This window comes from Leptolyngbya cf. ectocarpi LEGE 11479 (assembly GCF_015207065.1).
Taxonomy (GTDB): domain Bacteria; phylum Cyanobacteriota; class Cyanobacteriia; order Phormidesmidales; family Phormidesmidaceae; genus Leptothoe; species Leptothoe ectocarpi.
This window is the reverse complement of sequence record NZ_JADEXP010000121.1, coordinates 1-16,200: the sequence shown is the minus strand read 5'-3', so window position 1 is coordinate 16,200 and position 16,200 is coordinate 1. Positions and strand designations below refer to the sequence as shown.

Annotated in this window: 15 protein-coding genes; 6 read left to right on the top strand and 9 right to left on the bottom strand. The window is 51.0% G+C overall.

Translation table 11 applies throughout. The features are described from left to right. Positions 1-1,947: catalase/peroxidase HPI (katG, locus tag IQ260_RS14345; protein ID WP_228016088.1), on the bottom strand; the 1,947-nt coding region annotated here is incomplete at its 3' end. Positions 1,948-2,348: 401 nt separating this feature from the next. Here katG and IQ260_RS14340 point away from each other — a divergent pair. Together IQ260_RS14340 and IQ260_RS14335 are read left to right on the top strand one after the other, a co-directional pair. Beyond that, positions 2,349-3,275: a pentapeptide repeat-containing protein gene (locus IQ260_RS14340; protein ID WP_193993789.1), complete on the top strand. Its 927-nt coding sequence runs from the start codon at positions 2,349-2,351 to the stop codon at positions 3,273-3,275. Then, positions 3,250-3,885: a pentapeptide repeat-containing protein gene (locus tag IQ260_RS14335; RefSeq protein WP_228016086.1), complete on the top strand. Its 636-nt coding sequence runs from the start codon at positions 3,250-3,252 to the stop codon at positions 3,883-3,885. Before IQ260_RS14340 ends, IQ260_RS14335 begins: the two co-directional genes overlap by 26 nt. On the opposite strand, the gene IQ260_RS14330 is transcribed toward IQ260_RS14335, so the two are convergent. From IQ260_RS14330 to IQ260_RS14300, 7 genes are all read right to left on the bottom strand, one after another. Beyond that, positions 3,886-4,104: a hypothetical protein gene (locus IQ260_RS14330; RefSeq protein WP_193993788.1), complete on the bottom strand. Its 219-nt coding sequence runs from the start codon at positions 4,102-4,104 to the stop codon at positions 3,886-3,888. It abuts the gene before it with no gap. Positions 4,105-4,113: 9 nt separating this feature from the next. Continuing rightward, positions 4,114-4,593 carry a thioredoxin domain-containing protein gene (locus IQ260_RS14325; RefSeq protein ID WP_193993787.1) on the bottom strand — a complete coding sequence of 160 codons (480 nt, stop codon included), beginning with the start codon at positions 4,591-4,593 and terminating at the stop codon, positions 4,114-4,116. A 15-nt stretch (positions 4,594-4,608) separates the two neighbouring features. Beyond that, positions 4,609-5,202: a hypothetical protein gene (locus IQ260_RS14320; RefSeq protein WP_193993786.1), complete on the bottom strand. Its 594-nt coding sequence runs from the start codon at positions 5,200-5,202 to the stop codon at positions 4,609-4,611. Between the two features lie 181 nt (positions 5,203-5,383). Next, positions 5,384-6,049 carry a Tll0287-like domain-containing protein gene (locus tag IQ260_RS14315; protein ID WP_193993785.1) on the bottom strand — a complete coding sequence of 222 codons (666 nt, stop codon included), beginning with the start codon at positions 6,047-6,049 and terminating at the stop codon, positions 5,384-5,386. Positions 6,050-6,114: 65 nt separating this feature from the next. Further along, positions 6,115-6,924: a cytochrome c3 family protein gene (locus IQ260_RS14310; RefSeq protein ID WP_193993784.1), complete on the bottom strand. Its 810-nt coding sequence runs from the start codon at positions 6,922-6,924 to the stop codon at positions 6,115-6,117. After that, positions 6,921-7,556, bottom strand: coding sequence for a cytochrome c3 family protein (locus IQ260_RS14305; protein ID WP_193993783.1), 636 nt, complete (start codon positions 7,554-7,556; stop codon positions 6,921-6,923). Before IQ260_RS14305 ends, IQ260_RS14310 begins: the two co-directional genes overlap by 4 nt. A 21-nt stretch (positions 7,557-7,577) precedes the next feature. Further along, positions 7,578-8,561, bottom strand: coding sequence for a globin family protein (locus IQ260_RS14300; RefSeq protein ID WP_193993782.1), 984 nt, complete (start codon positions 8,559-8,561; stop codon positions 7,578-7,580). Between the two features lie 708 nt (positions 8,562-9,269). Between IQ260_RS14300 and IQ260_RS14295 the strand changes: the two genes are divergently transcribed. The 4 genes from IQ260_RS14295 to IQ260_RS14280 all read left to right on the top strand — a co-directional run bounded on the left by IQ260_RS14295 (position 9,270) and on the right by IQ260_RS14280 (position 15,178). Next, positions 9,270-11,066, top strand: coding sequence for a cytochrome c biogenesis protein ResB (locus IQ260_RS14295; protein ID WP_193993781.1), 1,797 nt, complete (start codon positions 9,270-9,272; stop codon positions 11,064-11,066). 103 nt (positions 11,067-11,169) lie between these two features. Further along, entirely contained in the window at positions 11,170-12,885 is a 1,716-nt protein-coding gene (locus IQ260_RS14290; protein ID WP_193993780.1) for a cytochrome c biogenesis protein, read from the top strand. A gap of 72 nt (positions 12,886-12,957) precedes the next feature. Then, positions 12,958-13,434, top strand: coding sequence for a QcrA and Rieske domain-containing protein (locus IQ260_RS14285; protein WP_193993779.1), 477 nt, complete (start codon positions 12,958-12,960; stop codon positions 13,432-13,434). 52 nt (positions 13,435-13,486) lie between these two features. Next, positions 13,487-15,178, top strand: a complete 1,692-nt coding sequence (locus IQ260_RS14280; protein ID WP_193993778.1) for a hypothetical protein — start codon at positions 13,487-13,489, stop codon at positions 15,176-15,178. Between the two features lie 76 nt (positions 15,179-15,254). On the opposite strand, the gene IQ260_RS14275 is transcribed toward IQ260_RS14280, so the two are convergent. Continuing rightward, positions 15,255-15,503: a hypothetical protein gene (locus tag IQ260_RS14275; protein ID WP_193993777.1), complete on the bottom strand. Its 249-nt coding sequence runs from the start codon at positions 15,501-15,503 to the stop codon at positions 15,255-15,257. Between the last annotated feature and the right edge of the window lie 697 nt (positions 15,504-16,200).

The following is a 16,200-nucleotide window of genomic DNA, read 5'->3' as shown; positions in this document are numbered from 1 at the left end:
AGTAAAAACACCGTGCTGGGTCTGGTCAACGTTGGCATTTAAGACCCGCAGGCCACCAATGAGAACCGTCATCTCAGGCGCGGTCAGGGTCAGCAGCTGTGAGCGATCCACCAGTAGCTTCTCTGCCGGGATGGTAGAAACATCTTTGAAGTAGTTGCGAAACCCGTCTGCAATCGGCTCGAGGGCCGCAAAGGAATCGACATCTGTTTGTTCCTGAGGGGCATCGGTGCGTCCGGGCTGGAAGGGAACTTTGACATCGTCCCGACCGGTTGCCTGCTCAACACCTGCACAGCCACCAAGAACAATCACATCCGCCAGTGAAACCCGCTTGTTGCCAGACTGAGCAGCATTGAAGTTGTTTTGGATTGTCTCTAGGGTTTGTAGTACAGTGGCCAACTGGTCCGGCTGATTCGCCTCCCAATCTTTTTGCGGCATCAGACGAATACGTGCCCCGTTCGCGCCACCGCGTTTGTCAGAGCCACGGAAGGTGGAGGCCGATGCCCAGGCTGTTGCAACCAGCTGGGAGACCGACAGCCCCGAGGCTAGAATCTGGCTCTTGAGCGTGGCAATATCCTGCTCGTCAATCAATTCATAGTTAACCGCAGGGACCGGATCTTGCCACAAAAGCTCCTCCGATGGCACTTCGGGACCCAGGTAGCGTGAGACCGGTCCCATGTCGCGGTGTGTTAGCTTAAACCAGGCCCGAGCAAACGTATCTGCAAGCTGTTCCGGGTGCTCAAGAAAGCGTCGCGAAATGGGCTCGTAGATGGGGTCCATTTTCATGGCCATGTCCGCCGTGGTCATGATCGGCGCATGCCGCTTGGATGGATCGTGGGCATCGGGTACCGCATCGGCCGCCGCGCCCCCTTTCGGCACCCACTGATGTGCCCCAGCCGGACTTTTGGTCAATTCCCACTCATAGCCAAACAGATTTTCAAAGTAGTTGTTATCCCATTTCACCGGGTTTGTGGTCCATGCGCCTTCGATACCGCTGGTGATCGTATGGACACCTTTCCCACTACCAAAGCTGCTCTTCCAGCCCAGGCCTTGCTCCTCAATGCTAGCTCCCTCAGGTTCGGGACCCAGCAGCGCATCATCGCCAGCGCCATGGCATTTACCAAACGTGTGACCACCAGCAACCAGGGCTACGGTCTCCTCGTCATTCATCGCCATTCGTCCAAAGGTTTCACGAATGTTCTGCCCCGAGGCAACCGGATCGGGATGGCCGTTAGGGCCTTCCGGGTTTACGTAGATCAGACCCATCACAGTCGCGCCTAGCGGATTTTCCAGTTCGCGATCGCTGTTGTAGCGCTGTTCGTTGGTCATCCATTCATGCTCGTTGCCCCAGTAAATGTCATCTTCGGGTTCCCAAATGTCTTCACGTCCACCCGCAAAACCAAAGGTTTTGAACCCCATGGACTCCAGAGCACAGTTACCGGCAAGAATGATCAGGTCGGCCCAGGAGATTTTCCTACCATATTTCTGTTTGATCGGCCAAAGCAACCGGCGAGCCTTGTCCAGGTTGCCATTGTCAGGCCAGCTGTTAACCGGTGCAAAGCGTTGATTACCCGTGGCTGCACCACCCCGTCCGTCGCCGATGCGGTACGTGCCGGCGCTGTGCCACGTCATGCGGATAAAGAGGGGACCATAGTGGCCGTAGTCGGCTGGCCACCAATCCTGAGATGTCTTCATCAGGTCGAAAATATCTCTCTTCACCGCATTGAGGTCGAGACGCTTAAACTCCTCAGCGTAGTTAAATGTCTCACCCATGGGATTAGATTGGGGAACGTGCTGGTGGAGGATTTTCAGGTTTAACTGATTCGGCCACCAATCTTGGTTAGACGTGCCAGTACCCGCAGCAAATTTACGAGTCGCGCCGGTAAATGGACATCCGCCACCATTACTGCCAACACTCTGGCTACTCATAGGATCCTGTAGGTCACTCATAGTGTCTCCCTGCGTAGGTGTAAGTTCGTTGTTTGACTCTTTGACTCTTTATCTAACTCTTAACAACCTCATGTTTAACGTTTAACAAACATACTGCCGCTCTGACTTGAAGCGGCTTAATATCGGATTAGAAATTGAAAATCTAGAACCAATCACAATTAAGAATAATTCCAACTTAGTGATAAATCAATACGTATATTTGCTCATGTGCTGCCATGGGTCGCCGCGAATGCGGTGCGGCTGGTGTGATGACAAATCTGATGGCAAAAATGTTATGAGATGCCTACAAAAATCCCTTATAAGTTCTTAATCCACAGGGATTCGCAGAAAACTGTTGTGTATTATACGGTTAGGGAAATTAGATTGTTATCCCTGATACCGTATTAAGGATTATTGAAATTATGGCTCAGCTTACTGTCAGCGAAGTGCTTTCAAAAGTCAGTCATCAGCAGTCACTATGCCGAGCTGAGCTGAGCCATATTGATTTGGGTGGAGCCGCCCTAGACCGCAGTAATTTTACCCAGGCCTATCTGCGTCAGGCTAACCTGGCGGGTGCCTCCTGTGAGGGATCTGATTTTTCCAACGCTACATTAGTGCTAGCCGTGCTGTCAGATGCCTGTTTTGACAAAGCTCGTTTGGACTCGGCCAAACTGACCCGCGCCCGCTTGGAGCGCGGTATTTTTCGGGAACTCCATGCGCCTAAGGCTAAGTTTCACGGTGCCTATTTGACTGACGCAGACCTTTCCTTTGCCACACTGACCCAGGCTGATTTGGCTAATGCTGTTGGCCACGGTGCTCGTTTTAGATGGGCGCATTTGGTCAAGGCGAACTTTGTGGGGGCTGACTTTAGTGAGGCGATCTTTGAAGGGGCCAATCTTACCCGCAGTAACTGGAATCGGGCGATTGTGAGAGGGACTTCTTTTGAGCAAGCTGATCTAGAGTCAGCGCTTTTTACAGCAGTCACTCTAGAAGGGGCCAACTTCACCCAGGCTAACTTGCTCAATGCCAACCTTACTCAGGCTCAGTTGGACGGTGCTGTTTTAATGCAGGCGCAGGCTGACTGGGCAATGTTGAATGGAACCAGTTTAATTAAAACTGATTGGACCGGTGCTTCGTTAATGGGCACACAATTAGAGGGGGCTAACCTGGCGGGCGCTAACTTGGCGGGCGTCAATCTTCAGCAGGCCAATCTAGAAAATGCTAATCTGATCGCCGTTGACTTTACCGATGCCCAGGTTGCTGGCGCAATCTTGACGGATGTAAAAGGCCTGACTCAGACGCAAGTGGTGTGGTTAAAGCAAAATGGAGCGCTCAACGTACCTGGATAAAATTCTGCTGAGTACGATGGATATACAGACATTTTGGCAACAGTATCATGGTGCTAATCGAAGTTTTTGCGGTATCTGCCTCCCCCAGGCTGACTTTTACCAGGCAAACCTCAGCGGCCTAGATTTTAGCCACAGTCATCTGGAGCAAGCTCATCTGATCTGGGCTGATGTGAGTGGAGCGACGTTTGCAGCCGCGCACATCAAGGCGAGTGTGGCTATCTGGCTTCAAGGATTGTGGACTGATTTAACTGGCGCTGATGTGCGCGACGCTGATTGGAGCTGTGCTAATTTGACCGCGGCCTGTTTGGATCAGGCAAATTTTACCCAGAGCAATCTCACGGGGGCCACTCTAGCAGAGGTTAGGGCTCAGGACACTAACTTTTCTGGAGCAAATCTCTGGGGGGTGTGGGCCGTGGGGGCCAATTTTACAGATGCCTGTTTTCGAGGAGCCGATCTCACGGGGGCTAACTTATCGAGAGCCGATTTAACCGGAGCCGATCTGACCGGGGCTAACTTGACCGGAGCCAACTTGACTGGAGCACTTGGGGTTACAACACAGCGCAGCTACACCAGGACAGCGATGCCTGGCATGCTTGTCCGCAGTGCCTAGCTAAAACTTGGGCTGCTCCACCAGGCAAAAGAATGTTAGCGCCACTGTACAAGCCAAGGTGGCTGCCGCAGAGGGATCACAGCCCAGAAACTGGATCGGGAAGTAAAGACAAATCGCTAAAACCCCAGATAGGCCAACGGGAGTGGAGAGAAAATCAAACACATCCTGGGCAGTTTCTAGGAATTCTAAGAGCTTAAGAAATCGAGTTAGAAGTGTCATAGCAGTTGCCTACCCGAGCTGGTCAAAGACGTGGGCAAAAACAGGCTTAGGTACCTTACCGACCCATGTTTTTATTTCATTCTGATGAGCATCGAGCAGGGTAAACTGGGGCACACCTGAGGCTCCATAGTCTGACACCTGGGTTGCCCACTGGGGATCGTCAATATCTAGCATGACAAAATTGATGGTAGCGCCATATTGCTGGTGCAGGTCGACCATGGTGGTAGCCATGCCCTGACAGGTGGTGCACCAGTCGGCGTAGAACTCGATCAGTGTGGGGTTGGGGGATGAGATCGCATCCTCATAGGGCATCGCTTCCGTCGCCATCGATTTTAAGGTGATCAGACCTGACAGGGGCGTAAAACTTGTAGCCGTTGCCGCCGGGCGAGTAATTAAAAACGTGACTAATATGGCTGCGATCACGGCAATCGTCACAGCCACTAACTTCGTCAGCGGATTGGTTGAACCTTCCTGGGTAGTAGACACCATCAAATCACTGCTCCCTTAGCGATAGTAATAAGCCAGAAACACGTGAACCCCCAACATGAGGAGAAAAACACTGACTAAAAAAATATGTGTGGGCAACCAAACCGCTCGCATATTGCGAATCAACGGCCCTTTGGTTATCACCAGATCTTTATTCCCCGGCACACCGAATAACTTACGTGGTGATTCAAGTACGCCTGTTTCAGCAACTACGCCTACCAACGCAGACAGGGTGACCGCAAAGAATATCCATAGAAAGACAGCATTGAAATTAAGACCTGTGGCCCCAATGGTATGGACTAAAACAACGGCCAATAGACCTACACCGAGAAAAATATGGAGACTGCGCCACCAAATAACAGACCCCGGCAGCTTCAGCTTCCCGATCCAGCTCCGTCCTCGCTTCCGTAAAGATAAAAGCATTTCTAATACAACAAAGGCCAGGGCAACATAGCCTGTTGTCTGTTTGTAAAGTTCACCACGAATAAACCGATGTAGCTCCACCGAGTGCTCCCGCAAAGCATCTAAATAAATTGGACTCACCACAAATGGAGCCAACAGAGCTGCACTTAGGAGCGTTAATAAGATCAGTGTTATAAATTTAGGCTTCATGACCCCTAAGGAAGCAATAGTGAAAACATAGATAACAACATTAGGGATAGAACCATTGGCAAACCAACACGACTATCCCTAATGGCTGGGAGAACTCTCTTGACATTTAGCTGTTATACAGTGCCGCATACAACCGTTCTGTATAACAGCTGTCAACCAACAGATATACCAAGGGGGAACCCTAGGCAGCAGGCATACTCTCAACAGGAATGTTGATGACCACACCACCCATGACTTCACCCATTTCAAATTGCTTATCGGGGTAGCGCTCCAGATGAATTGGGTGGGTATTATGGCAACTTACACAAGCTTCGGCAATGGCCTTGTCAGGATACATAGCAGAGAAGTACGCCTGGTCAGCCACTTCCTGATAACCCTTGTAGGGCTCACCGGAAGCAACCATCGCATCCATAGCTTCTTGTTCGAAGTCACTCTTGGGGCCATGGTTGTCATTAATATACCAAGGGGAAATCAAACCGTAGGTAAATAGTCCAGACTCATTAGCAATCTCATAACCCAGGCGGAACATCTGGGCAGGTAGGGGAATACCATCGGTTTGCTGCCAACCTTCAGTAGATTCGACATCAAGCACACCTTTATCCTTAGCCTTGCCTTCGAGGGTCTTCACACGGCTAACCACGTGCTTAGTATAGGCAGTACGATCGGCGGCTAACACCGTATGAATATAATCAGCCACAAGATCCGGGGCAATACTGGGTCCAGTAGCCGTAGCAGCAGTAGAAGAACCGCCACCACTACAAGCAACAGCTGTAAAACAAACTGCAGCGGCTATACCCAGTAACGCCACCGTTCTAGCGCGAATACGCTGAATCCAATTCATCAACATTTCAATTATCTCCTGGTACATCCGAATAGTTATTCACACAGAGAATTCTGAACAACAGAAACTTGTTATTCAGAGGCATTGCCCGTCCTCCGCTCCTCAGCTGCCCTCATTAGCTCAAAGGACTGAAGCTCAAGCGTTGGAGGTCGGTCAAAATTGGCTTCGACCAGCTCAGGGTCAAAAATACTGTTGTAGCTATACTCAATGCCATGACAGTTCATACACACATCGCCCACCATGCGATCCTGCGGCTTGAGGTTATAGGTATTGTTATGGTTCACATGCACAAGGGCGTCATCAAACTCATCTACCTCACGGGGCAAGTGGCAAGTGGCACAGCTGACAGCACCCGCACCTGGGCGCGGCAGCTCCTGGCTCGCAGCAAATAACTCAGCATGCCTTGAGTTCTGATAGTTGAGAGAATGATTATCGCTATGGCAGGTCAGACAAGCATCTACTGATGCCTCTATTGTGTTGACTGAATGCACATTATGACAAGCATTACAGCTCATCTGCTTTTGCATGGCATCATGCTGCATGGGCAACCTAGCCATGGCAGGAGTCAGGGGAGACTTACCCTCCAGCAGACGAATCCCGTGCTTGCCCAACAAAAATGTGTCTACGGGCTGCTCATGGCAGGATTGACAGCTTTCATGGTTAGGAACTGCAACAAATTCTTGGGTCTCTTTATTCTGATGACAGCTAGCACAGTTGACATCGTTGAGGGCATGAACACTCGTTTGCCATTGAGCATTAATATCACTCAGCTCCTGCTCTGTCGTTGCATGGGCAGCTGAACCAGAGCCTAAGGTGAGTGCCATCAGAACTCCCATCAGAATAAAAGAACGCAGCCATGAGCTAAGCCTTTCACGGATCATGAGCCACCTCCCAAAAACTCTTCTTTGAGATTAGGCACTGGGGCAGAATCCAACGACGTGGTAACCACTCGATCCGGCAGTTCTTGAACGGGCAACATGGCTGGAGCACCCATATTTTGCCGCAAGAAACCCGTGGATATGGTGCGGTGGTCATGGTAATTATGGCATCCAGCCGTCCAACAGCCATCAGCCGCAAACCCTTCATGACTTTTAAGCTGAGTCAGCGTCAGCTCCTCATGGCAGGCCATACAGAGATCAGGCTGCAGATTCACCCCACGACCAAACATATGCACATGCTCGTTGTGACAAGCCGTACAGGTCAATACATCGACTCTCTCGCGATACTCTGCCCAGCGGGGATCGCGAAACTTCTTAGTCCCATGCACATCATCAGCTAGCTCGGCTTCATGACAGCGGGTACAGGTTTCGTTACTAACTGGCTTAAATCCCTCATGACAGGAGGCACAGGATGCCTCAAACACATGGTGTCCCTCCGAAGTTTCACCGGGTAGGAAAACCTGCTTTTGGTCTAAGGCAAATGCCGCTGACACCCACACCAGCAGTATCAACAATGCCAAGACAATACCTGTCTTGAGCGATAACAATTTACCTAGCCACTGCCTACGTGCCATCAGCTCTCTACGCACCCAACCTTAAAGCAATATCATGAGCAGAACGACGAGAGCAGCTGCACCCCCACCAATGATGCCCGCCGTTGTTCCCATGCCAATACCCTCTGGCGGTTCGGCAGCTATCGCCGAGTCTAGCTGAATATCTTGCTGGTCATAATCAGCACCTGCAAGCATGAGTTCAGTAATGGCTCCGTAGGCACCTACCCAAGCATCCTTGACTTCGGCGGTCCAGGCAGAACCGGCATACTGTTCAAGCGTTTTGAGCAAGCTGTTACCGACAAGGGGATAGTGGGCAGGAAGAGCCCCATACTTAACATGACGAGCACCTAACCCCTGAAGAGCCTTACTTAAAACATCAGGCTTACGAAGATTTTCCACCACCATGACCAGACCGCCCTTCAGCATCTGTTTTTGTTTGGTCATATCGGTGTGCTCAAACAGAGGTCTCGCATCTGGGTAGTCAGTAAACAGGTGGTCGTAAAACGTTGAGACCAGCTCATCAGCCTGTGGAGCTACTAGCGCAAAGCTTTGCTCCAGCAGCTCGACATTTAGACCACCTTCCTCGGCAGGCGCATTCTCCAAAGCAACCTCTGCATGCGTGTAGTCAGCACCTTCAAGCATAAGCTCTGTGATCACGCCATAGGCACCTGCCCAGGCTTCCTTTAGCTCGAAGGTCCAGGCATCGCCAGCATACTGCCCCAGGGTTTTGAGCAAGCTATTCCCAACGAGGGGATAATGTTCTGGTAAGGCACCATATTTGACATGGCGAGCGCCTAATCCCTTAAGCGCACCACTGAGCACCTCTGGTTTTCTCAGGTTTTCAACAACCATCACCAGCGCTCCCTTGAGCATCTGCTGCTGCTTTGCCATGCTGGAATGCTCAAACAACGGCTTAGCCGCCGGGTAGTCTGTGAACAGATTGTTATAGAAGCTAGCGACGAACTCATCTGCCTGAGGCTTGACAAGCTCAAAACTCTGCTCTAACAACTCAACGTTTAAGGCCATGCCTGCTAGTCTCAATTCAACAAGTTTTGGACACAAGTGTTGTTTCAAAGAACCCAAAAACAGTAGGCGCAGAAAGCCACAGAGTCTTGATGACTCAAGCAACTCAAACAACGTACCGAATTAGGTGATGAAGTTAGTGAAATGGCATCGATACCAGAACCGAAGCCGGGAGGAGAATTCAAAAAACGAAAAATGAGCAGTCAGAACCACCTTTAGTCACAATTACCCGTCACTAGGTGTCACATTTGACGGGTTGAGAACCACTCGTGTGGGTATCACCGTATTGCGATCGCAACTATTTTTTTGTGACTTCAGATACCAAAAAAATAGCTTAATTCTTTTAACGCATTTAGCCATTGCAATAAGCGAATAAATCTTATTTTTTCTAGAGAAAATTGGCGGTGCAACAGTTAACCCATTTTTCCCTTGAGGCGATATCTATTAGTAACAGTGGGTTTTAGCCACTGACAAATATCTAGTCACCTCTGAATTTCACTCTCTAAATATCACAAAAATCAGTAGTCACTTGCATTTATCGACATGCTTCGATTCATTTTTTGAATAATAGTGGAGTTACTGACAGAAAACACAGATTTTCTGTACCCATCTATACAAAAAAGACTGGGGTTCACGGTGAAGATGATCAAATATTGTTGCTTGCTGAGCTACTCAGGAATGCTTGGCTAACATGTTGCTCACTCCTTGCCTATGACTTCTGCAGTGATCCAATTTATCGGTTCGATTCGACTGGCGATCCCCCTGTTGTTGGTGATTGGCTCTATCTTGATCGGAGCCACATTTTACGAGTCGGAAGTCGGGTCATCTGTTGTCCAGCAAGAGATTTATAAGAGTCCATGGTTTGGGGCTTTGATGTTTCTACTGGCCTTCAACCTCAGCGTTTCCACACTGTTGCGCTATCCATGGAAAGGCGCCCGCAAGATTGGCTTTGCCATGGCCCATTGGGGATTGGTGGTGATTATTGCCGGCTCGGCTGCTGTGATTCACTTGAGTGTCGAGGGCATGCTGTTGGCCCGAACCGATGGGGGTCCGGTGAGCACCTTACGGGTGGAAGGGGATCTGCTGGAGGTTGCTAGCCCCGGACAGGAGCTGCAACAGACGTCTCTATTTATCAAAGACAATGGTACTGTGGTGCCCGATCATTTAGGTAATCTGTCCCTGCTGGGTTACACCAACCATGCCATCAAAACAGTGCAATTTAGAGATGGGGCTGCGATCGCAAATCCAGCCGTCCGACTTTCCCTGAGTAGCAACCGCATGGGACAAACCCTGGAACGTTGGCTAGCGGTTGCGCCTGCAAACTATGACCGGATGGATATCGGTCCGGCTGAGCTACAAATTAAAAGAGTAGACTCTGACCAGGAGCTGCAAACAGAATTAGCTAACTCTCAGCAAAAAACAGGGGCGGCCTGGGGCACCTTAACCCTGCAACAACCTGACGGTACTCAAACCATAGATGTCAAATCTAGTTTGCATCAAGCTGTTGTTCTAGATCGAGTGAATCTGACCGTCAAAGAGTTTTGGCCTGATTTTCGTTTAGACGAAAACGGTCAACCGGAAACGGCGACCCAACAGCTGAGAAACCCGGCGGTACAGCTAGAACTATCCACAGATAATGTAACCGAGCGCTGGTTTATCTTTGGCAATCCAGATTTTCAGCCAATCCGCACCCAGCTCGCTGGAAACACTCCCCTAGATCTGGACATTCACTACGATATTTCTGCTGATGCTCAACCCGATGCCTTCTTCAAAGTCCTAGTAGATTCTAGAGAACAGCTTCACTATGCGGCCAAGTCCTCAAAGGGCTTTAAGTCCGGACCACTAGCTTTGGGAGAACCCGTGACACCAGGGTGGGCAGACTTTAAAATCACATTGGAAGAGTATGTCCCTAGGGCTAATGTGGAACGAGCTGTTGTGGCATTACCGGTCGGGAACGAGGGCGGCGAACCCGCCTTACAGGTGGCCACAGCCGAGGGCCAGACTCGCTGGATTCCTTGGGGTGAGCCAACCACAATGGAGACACCTGACGGGAGTTGGTACTTGGCCTTTAGCCCCAAACTAATGCGACTCCCCTTTGCCCTCAAGCTCAACGACTTTATTGTGGAACGCAATGAAGGCAGCGAGTCTGTGGCCATGTGGACCAGCCTTGTAACCCTGATGGAACCCATAACTGGCGAACTATCTGAACGCCGCGTCTGGATGAATCATCCCACCTGGTTTAAGGGGTGGAAGATCGCTCAGGCCTCCTGGAATCCGGGCGATTTGGCCCAGTCTACGCTACAGGTGAAACGGGAGCCTTGGTGGGTTACGGGACTGACCTGGCTCGGTTCGCTAATGGTCACGATGGGTGTGGCTACTATGTTCTATGGTCGGGCAGTCGCTAAAAAACTCAAGTTTGTTAATGATTTACTGGACTCTCCTGAGAGTGACAAGCAGCCGGAGGAGGCCGCGACTATCCCTATCTTCAGCTTTTTCTCTAGCCGCTAGCCCTCACCCAAAATCCCTCTCCCAAGCTTGGGAGAGGGACTTTGAGAGGACAGACACATCTTTGGTCAAAGTAATTTATGAAAGCAGGCTACTCACTCTACCCATGAAACTTCTCAAATTTGCGATTGGATTATGTCTGGGGCTGTTGCTAATTGCTATGCCCATCAGTCAGTTTCAGCCCTCTGCCCTGGATGGTCTCGAAACCATGGTGGTTCAGCAGGGAGGACGTAAAAAGCCGCTGGACACGGTTGCCCAGGAGACCGTTGCCAAAATCTATGGGGCCACCACCTACGAGCATGATGGCGTTCGAGAAAGTGCCATGGAGACATTTATGTCGCTGTGGTTGAACAATCGCAACTGGAACGAAGAACCTTTTGTGCTGGTGAGCTATCGTCCTCTCAAAGAGTTAGCAGGCTTGGATTTGGAGCAAAAGCACTTTTCCTTTGAGACGCTGATGAGAAATCAGCCCCTGGGCGAGATCGTCAGAACGGCCCACCGTAAGCAGATAGATGACGAGGATCTAACTCGGGATGAGCGGGAGGCCTTGACAATTGAAGATCGTCTGCAGCTAATGCTGAGTATGGTAGATGACGGTGCGATCGCAATTGTCCCTCACCCCACCGACATCAAAGGCAAATGGGCTGGCATTAACGAGGCTCAAAGCCTATACGATGCCGAATCAGTCTCGCCGCTGCTAGGCAGCTTTGCCATCGTTAAACAGACCCTGCTGTCGGGCACCGATCATCTGCCCATGCTCGCTCCATTGGCACAATCGCTAAAAGAGGGGCTGGCCGATCTTAGCCCCACGGTCTATCCGGCAGATAGCATCATGCGCCGAGAAGTGTTCTTTAACCATTTTCACCCGTTTGCCAAGGCTTGGCAGCTGTATGGTATCGCCTTTGGATTGATGTTAGTCGCCCTGTGGGTAGAGCCGTTTAATCTTTACTGGGCCGCTATAGGTACCTTTGTCGCGGGTGTCGCCGTGCAAAGCTATGGCTTCTGGCTGCGGATGCAGATTGCCGGTCGGCCCCCGGTCACCAACATGTACGAATCAGTGGTGTGGGTCGGGTTTGGCATTGCCGCCATCGCCCTGATGTTTGAGCTGCTGCATCGGTCTAAGTACTACCTGCTGGCCGCCGCCCCCCTATCGGTGGTGTGTTTGATTTTGGCGGACAGTCTACCGGCGGTGTTAGACCCCAGCATTTCCCCGCTGGTGCCGGTGCTGCGCGATAACTTCTGGTTGAGCATTCATGTGCCCACCATTGCCCTCAGCTACGCTAGCTTTGCTTTAGCCCTGGGCCTAGGCCATGTCGCCTTGGGTAGCTATCTGTTTACCCCCAATGCCAAGGACCGGCTCAAACTGCTGTCTCAGCTTAACTACCGAGTGCTGCAGGTGGGGGTGTTGCTGTTAACCGCTGGCATTATTCTCGGCGGTATTTGGGCGCACTTTTCCTGGGGACGTTTCTGGGGCTGGGACCCCAAAGAAACCTGGGCGCTGATCGCTCTACTGTGCTACCTGGTGCCCCTCCACGGTCGTCTTGTGGGCTGGATTGGCAACTTTGGCATCAGTGTCGCCAGCGTCGTTGCCTTTAATGCGGTGCTGATGGCCTGGTATGGCGTTAATTTTGTCCTGGGAACAGGGCTACACAGCTACGGGTTTGGCACTGGTGGTTCTGAACTGATGATTGCAGGTATAGTCGGTTTGGATCTGTTGTTTGTGTTGATCGCGGCCATTCGTCATCAGGGATGGGGAAGTGGGATATTAAAGTCTGACGCAGAGCCTAGCCCAGTGGTTAGCTCGACTCCATCAGGCAGCTGAGGTTAGCATCGATTAACCGATGTCACACCTACGATTCAACCCTTCGACAACACTGAGAGAGGATTTTTAATTATGAACCGTCGCGAATTTGGAAATTTGATGGGATTGGGACTAATTGCTACGTCGCTGCCGGTTGCGATCGCAGCCTGTGGCCCCAAAGAACCGGTCTCTGAAGCCCCGGCTACTGACCCAGCCCCGGCTGATGAACCGGCTGCAGCCATTGATGAAACCCCCAGAGATGATGGCTTTGCGGCCCTCGGCACCGTCGCTGATTTAGATGCCAACGGTTTTCTATCTAAAAAGGCCTTTATTGCTGGACCGGTGATCGTCATTCGCGATCCGGCCAACGCCGACAGTGTAATTGCCCTCAACTCCATGTGTACCCACCAGGGCTGCGGCGTCGAGTGGAAAGACAACGCCTTTGCCTGTCCCTGTCACGGCTCTAAGTTTAGTACAGACGGCAGCGTTACCGCCGGTCCTGCGTCTAAGCCCCTGGCCCCCTACGAAGTCATGATTGACGGCGATTTAGTCCTGGTAAAAGCGACCTAAGCCAAGTACAGCCTCTAGTAATATGAGGCCGGACCTTGTTTCTAATGCTGCCTTGAAAACTATCGCCGCTTGGATCAACGATTACGGCCTCCGCTCCACCCCTAAAAATCAGCGCATTTGGCTAACTGCCAGTTTAGGAATGGCGGCGATTTACGGCATCCTATTCTGGCGCATCGCCTTTGCCGGTCCTTACACCATTCCAGACGATGGCAGACAGCACCTGTTTTGGATGCTGCGCTATGTCGATCCTAGTTTTTTCCCAGACGACATCATTGCCGACTATTTTCAGTCCGTCGCGCCCGCAGGTTATAAGGCACTGTATTGGCTAGGAGCCCATCTGGGGCTCCACCCGTTCTTGCTTAGCAAACTGTTGCCGCCGCTGGTGGGCATTGTGGGTACGGCCTATACGTTTTATCTTGCGATCGCAATTATTCCGGCTCCGCTGGTTGCTTTTACCAGCACCCTTATCCTGAACCAATCCCTATGGATGTGGGATGAACTGGCCTCCGCCACCCCCAAGGCATTCAACATTCTGCTAATGGTGGCTTTCTTATTTTATCTGGTGCGGCAGAGACTATGGCCCTGTGCCACTGTGGTAGGTCTGCAGGGATTGTTTTATCCCCAGACAATTTTTGTATCGATCGTTATCTTGGGGCTGCGCGTTGTTTGGCCACAGCACCACCGTAGTGCCTGGACGTTTCTCGGTGTGGGGCTGTTTGTTGCAACCATTGTGCTATTGCCCTATGCCATGGGCACATCGCCCTATGGCCCTGTGGTTACGGTAGACCAGGCAAGGGAAATGGCCGAATTCCAGCCCGGTGGCCGCAATGCTTTTTTCTATGACAATCCGCTTCGCTACTGGCTCTTTTCTGCTCGCAGCGGTTTGTTGCCGCCGGTAGTGCCCGTTACGATCTGCGCCGCGCTGTTATTGCCCCTGCTGCATCGGTTGAGACTGCCCCTGTTAAAAACAATTACCGCTGATGGAATTATTCTGCATCAGCTGGGATTAGCCTCAATCATCATGTTTTTAGCCTCCCACGGGTTGTTATTTCGGCTACATTTACCCAGCCGCTACAGTCGCCACAGCATTAAGGTTATTGTTGCAATCGCAGCGGCTATGGTGCTGGTGGCTTTATTGGATGTGGCGCTACGCCGCCTTAGCCGTCCTCACCTGTGGCAACAGGCCATAGCCCTGAGCTTAGTCGCTGGCTTTGCCACCATTACTGTGGGCTACCCCTCCTTGCTCAACAGTTTTCTCAATGTGGTATACATCACCTCTAACCGCACCGCCCTTTACGAGTATCTACAACAACAGCCAAAAGACATTCGCATTGCCTCTCTCGCCAAGGAAGCCGAGAACATTCCCACCTTTACCGGGCGCTCAGTCCTGGTTAGTCCAGGCCACAGTCTCGCATATCATCAAGGCTATTACTCACAGATTCGCCCCCGCATTTTAGACCTGATGGCAGCTCAATATAGCCCAGATCTGACCCAGCTTCAATCGGTGATTAACAACTATGACATTGACTTTTGGCTGGTGGATGAGAATTCCTTTAACCCAGAGGCTCGGCAGTGGTTCCAACAGTTTGAACCAGAACTGGCTAATGCCATCAGCCAGCTGCAACAGCAGCCACCTGCCCTACAAAGGCTTCTCCCCAGCTGCACGGTCATTAGTGACCAGGGTAAAGCTCTGCTCTCAGCCCAGTGTCTGCTAGAGGCAACAAATCTCACACGCGTTGAATAAATCCCATTCCCCATTCCCCATTCCCCTACATCATGGAGTGGGTGCGATCGCAAAAACGCACCCACTCCCAACTCCTCTACTGCTTGAGCATCACCCGCTTGGTCAAAATCACCATGACCTCATTGGGGCGTCCGGTGAAGATGGGTTTACTCCAGTCGTTGGGTTCAGCGTAGTATTTTTTATGCAGTTCTTGGATGGTGAGTCGTACTCCGGTAAGGCTGCCAAACACCAGATGGCGGACGGTTTCATATTGATGCTCGGGGAGCGGATCGGTGCCAAGCGGCAACGTGGACGCAACAGCGCCCTTGGTAGTATCGACGAACATAAGCTTTGGTCTCCAAACAGTAGCGTTGTTAAACCTTGGCCACAGCCAACACTAGAAGGTCGCAGTCGAAAAACTACAGACCTCAATTTGGTCGCGGGTTAGGAAGAAACCAAAGCTCAAAACCTAGCTGCCCCGATTATGTGATGCAAACCGGGGCAGCAATAGGATAAAGTATCCCAAGCCTCGGACTGCGTGTTCAGTCACGGGTTAGCTGGCGGTTCGGTGGAGCTAACACCTGCCGCCAGTGCTAAATATTGAGCTTTGTGGTCATGCCCAGAAGGGCGTGAGAACTAAACTACCGCTAAGTCATTGGTGACGTCAAGCAAAAAATATTGCAGTTGATTACAAATCTACTGATAAATGTAGGTTTCTCCAGTTCGGTAGGAATGGCTGTCTAAGTCGAATAGCGTGGTGACTATACTGAAACTTTCCACCTAATCATCCATATCGGCAGATTAGGCTGACGTATTTCCACCTAATCACCCCCATTGGAATCTTAGGCAGAAATATTTCCACCTAATCCACCATTAGAGGTAAATAGGTGGAAAGTTTACCTCTAATTAATTGTTACTCACGGTTCGCTTAAATTTAGGAAGGGTTGCCTAAATTATCCGGTGAGTGAGAGGTAGATATCATCCGAAGCCTTCAACAACTGCAGAATGCGCTGTTGCCGCTCAGATAAAGCAGAGAGAAAATA

Bases quoted from the DNA above. Each gene is read 5' to 3' on its own strand.
- IQ260_RS14330 (WP_193993788.1), bottom strand. From the start codon at position 4,104: ATGACACTTCTAACTCGATTTCTTAAGCTCTTAGAATTCCTAGAAACT.
- IQ260_RS14285 (WP_193993779.1), top strand. From the start codon at position 12,958: ATGAACCGTCGCGAATTTGGAAATTTGATGGGATTGGGACTAATTGCT.
- IQ260_RS14295 (WP_193993781.1), top strand. From the start codon at position 9,270: ATGACTTCTGCAGTGATCCAATTTATCGGTTCGATTCGACTGGCGATC.
- IQ260_RS14325 (WP_193993787.1), bottom strand. From the start codon at position 4,593: ATGGTGTCTACTACCCAGGAAGGTTCAACCAATCCGCTGACGAAGTTA.
- IQ260_RS14305 (WP_193993783.1), bottom strand. From the start codon at position 7,556: ATGGCACGTAGGCAGTGGCTAGGTAAATTGTTATCGCTCAAGACAGGT.
- IQ260_RS14310 (WP_193993784.1), bottom strand. From the start codon at position 6,924: ATGATCCGTGAAAGGCTTAGCTCATGGCTGCGTTCTTTTATTCTGATG.
- IQ260_RS14290 (WP_193993780.1), top strand. From the start codon at position 11,170: ATGAAACTTCTCAAATTTGCGATTGGATTATGTCTGGGGCTGTTGCTA.
- IQ260_RS14340 (WP_193993789.1), top strand. From the start codon at position 2,349: ATGGCTCAGCTTACTGTCAGCGAAGTGCTTTCAAAAGTCAGTCATCAG.
- IQ260_RS14335 (WP_228016086.1), top strand. From the start codon at position 3,250: ATGGAGCGCTCAACGTACCTGGATAAAATTCTGCTGAGTACGATGGAT.
- IQ260_RS14275 (WP_193993777.1), bottom strand. From the start codon at position 15,503: ATGTTCGTCGATACTACCAAGGGCGCTGTTGCGTCCACGTTGCCGCTT.
- IQ260_RS14315 (WP_193993785.1), bottom strand. From the start codon at position 6,049: ATGTTGATGAATTGGATTCAGCGTATTCGCGCTAGAACGGTGGCGTTA.
- IQ260_RS14300 (WP_193993782.1), bottom strand. From the start codon at position 8,561: ATGGCCTTAAACGTTGAGTTGTTAGAGCAGAGTTTTGAGCTTGTCAAG.
- IQ260_RS14320 (WP_193993786.1), bottom strand. From the start codon at position 5,202: ATGAAGCCTAAATTTATAACACTGATCTTATTAACGCTCCTAAGTGCA.